Source organism: Lutibacter sp. (assembly GCF_040883305.1).
Taxonomy (GTDB): domain Bacteria; phylum Bacteroidota; class Bacteroidia; order Flavobacteriales; family Flavobacteriaceae; genus Lutibacter.
In genome coordinates, this window is the sequence record NZ_JBFLKT010000018.1 from 1 (window position 1) to 2560 (window position 2560).

At 28.8% G+C, this 2560-nt stretch carries 2 protein-coding genes; one reads left to right on the forward strand and one right to left on the reverse strand.

From position 1 onward, the window contains the following. On the reverse strand, positions 1-1084 hold a 1084-nt coding region (locus AB1Z17_RS00510), incomplete at its 3' end, for a metallophosphoesterase (RefSeq protein WP_368049836.1). 160 nt (positions 1085-1244) lie between these two features. Here AB1Z17_RS00510 and AB1Z17_RS00515 point away from each other — a divergent pair. Then, positions 1245-2480: a Pycsar system effector family protein gene (locus AB1Z17_RS00515; protein WP_368049837.1), complete on the forward strand. Its 1236-nt coding sequence runs from the start codon at positions 1245-1247 to the stop codon at positions 2478-2480. The last annotated feature ends 80 nt before the right edge of the window (positions 2481-2560 follow it).

The window sequence follows — 2560 nt, forward strand, 5'->3', positions numbered from 1 at the left end:
AGAAAAAAACTTGTGAAGCCCCATTTTTATAAACTTCAACTTTGGCATATCCCAAACCGCCATAAGAAAATTTGCTACCATTAATTGTTCTCACCGGATTTATTTTTGAACCAGCACCACTAACAATTTGAGGTTTATTGTCTTTTACTATGTATTGTAAATTATGCTCGTGTCCTGAAATAAATATAGCTTTTGGTGCTTTTTGTGAAATGGTAACAATTCTTTTTTTCAGTTCTAAATAGAAAGGATTGTTCATATCTTGAGGCGAAATACCACTTGTTTTTCTCAATACATTTGCAATAGTTCCAATAATTGGTAATGGAATTTTAGTGTGAAAAGGATAAAATTGTTGTTTAAATGAAGATTGTCCGCCGTGATTTCCATTTGAAAACATTGGATGATGTAAGGCTATCAACACAGTTTTGTCTGCATTTTTTTTAATCAAACCTTCAAATTCATCAAAGAATTTATCTCTGGTTTTTAGTTCACAATCATCGTTCATTGTTGGGTTTTTATTCCAATCTTCTAAATACCATTGCGTATCTACAATCAATAAAATAGTATCATCTGAAATATTAATTTTTTCAAGCGGACATCCATTTTTAGGAAGAAATGAATCTTTTCCTAATTTTTTATTAATATAATCTTGCTGGCGCTTTAAACCTTTTATTCCATTTGAATAGTAATCGTGATTCCCTGGGATAAAAATAGTAGTTCCTTTAAAATCTTCAACAATTGCTATTTGTGCATTTAATCTAAGCTCTGCTCGTTTTCGGTTAGGATGCTCTTTTTTTGGCATTCCTTTTTCATAAATATTATCACCTAAAAATAAAACAGTTGAATTTTTTGAAGCCTTTTTTAATTCTTTTTTTAAAAGTTCTAAATGAGTTAAAGATTCGTTGAAGTTAGCATTTCCAGCATCGCCAATTAAATAGAAAGTGTGCTCAATTTCGGTATCAGATTTTTCGAAATCTGCTCTCCAGTTTGCCTCGCCTTTTTTGTAGTTTATATTGTATGTTGCACAGCTGTAGGTGGTTAACAGTAAAAGTATGAATTTAAGAAATTTCAAAAAAACGTGTTTCATGTGTCTATGTTACTTTTTTTTATCGGTAATACTTAGATTAGGCTCAGCACAAGCATTATAGCCACTATTTGTTGTAATTTAAGGTAATAAACAATTCAACCTACGCGTTTCATATAAGGTATTGTCAATAAGCTCTAAATGTACAAAAAAACATGTATTTTTGAATAAAATAGTTTTACAGATGTTAAACAGCAAATTATTTATTGAGGTAAGAGAATTTATATTAGAAAATTTCAAAAATAAACTTTCACCACAAATTGTATATCATAATTTTTCACACACCGAAGATGTGGTGAATGCGGCCTATGAGATTGGGCAAGCGGAAAATATTTCAGAAAAAGATTTAGAAGTTTTATTACTAGCAGCGTGGTTTCATGATGTTGGTTTTATAAAAAGTATAGAAAACCACGAAGAAAGTAGTAAAATAATTGCAGCAAACTACTTAAAAAAGATTAATTATCCTGAAGATTTAATAGCAACCATTTGTAAAATTATAGATGCAACAAAAGTGCCTCAGAAACCAACAACTCTGTTGGAGAAAATAATTTGCGATGCAGATTTATACCATTTAGGAACTGAGAGTTTTAAAGAGAAATCTAATTTATTGCGAAGCGAATGGGAAGGTTGCAATAATAAATATTATAAGGATATTGAATGGATTGAGCAGAATGAAATGTTTATTGGGAATCATAGCTATTTTACAGATTATGCTTTTAAAAAACTAAATAATCAAAAAACACAAAATTGGTTAAGAGCTAAAAAAGATGTAAAGAAAGCGATTGCAAAAAAAGTTGAACTCGAAGAAAAACAGCGCTTAAAAAAAGCAGACTTAAAAAGAAAACAAGAAAAAGCGGATAGACCTGAAAGAGGAATTGAAACCATGTTTAGAGTTACGCTTAGAAATCATTTAAAATTAAGTGATATTGCAGATACAAAAGCAAATATTTTATTATCTGTGAGTGCAATTATTTTGTCAATAGCACTTTCAAGTCTGTTTCCAAAATTAGACAATCCCAGTAATTATTATTTAATATATCCAACATTGTTTTTTCTTTTTATAACTGTTGTTACTATGGTATTCAGTATTTTATCTACCAGACCAAAAGTAACTTCTGGAAAGTTTACAAAGGAGGATGTAATTCAAAAAAAGGTTAATTTATTGTTTTTTGGAAATTTTCATAAAATGCCTTTAGAAGATTTTCAAGACGGAATGCAAGAAATAATGAAAGATCGCGATTATTTATACAAATCTTTAATGAAAGACTTGTATTTTTTAGGGTTGGTTTTAGAAAAGAAATACAAACTTTTAAGAATTGCATATACCATTTTTATGGTAGGTATTATTGTTTCAGTAATAGCTTTTGTAATCTCTTTTGAACTTATGAAAAACGGTTAATTTTTGTTATTTATAACACCCATTATTTCTTTTAAATAAATACCATCTTCATTATTATTTTTGTAATTTATAGCAACTCT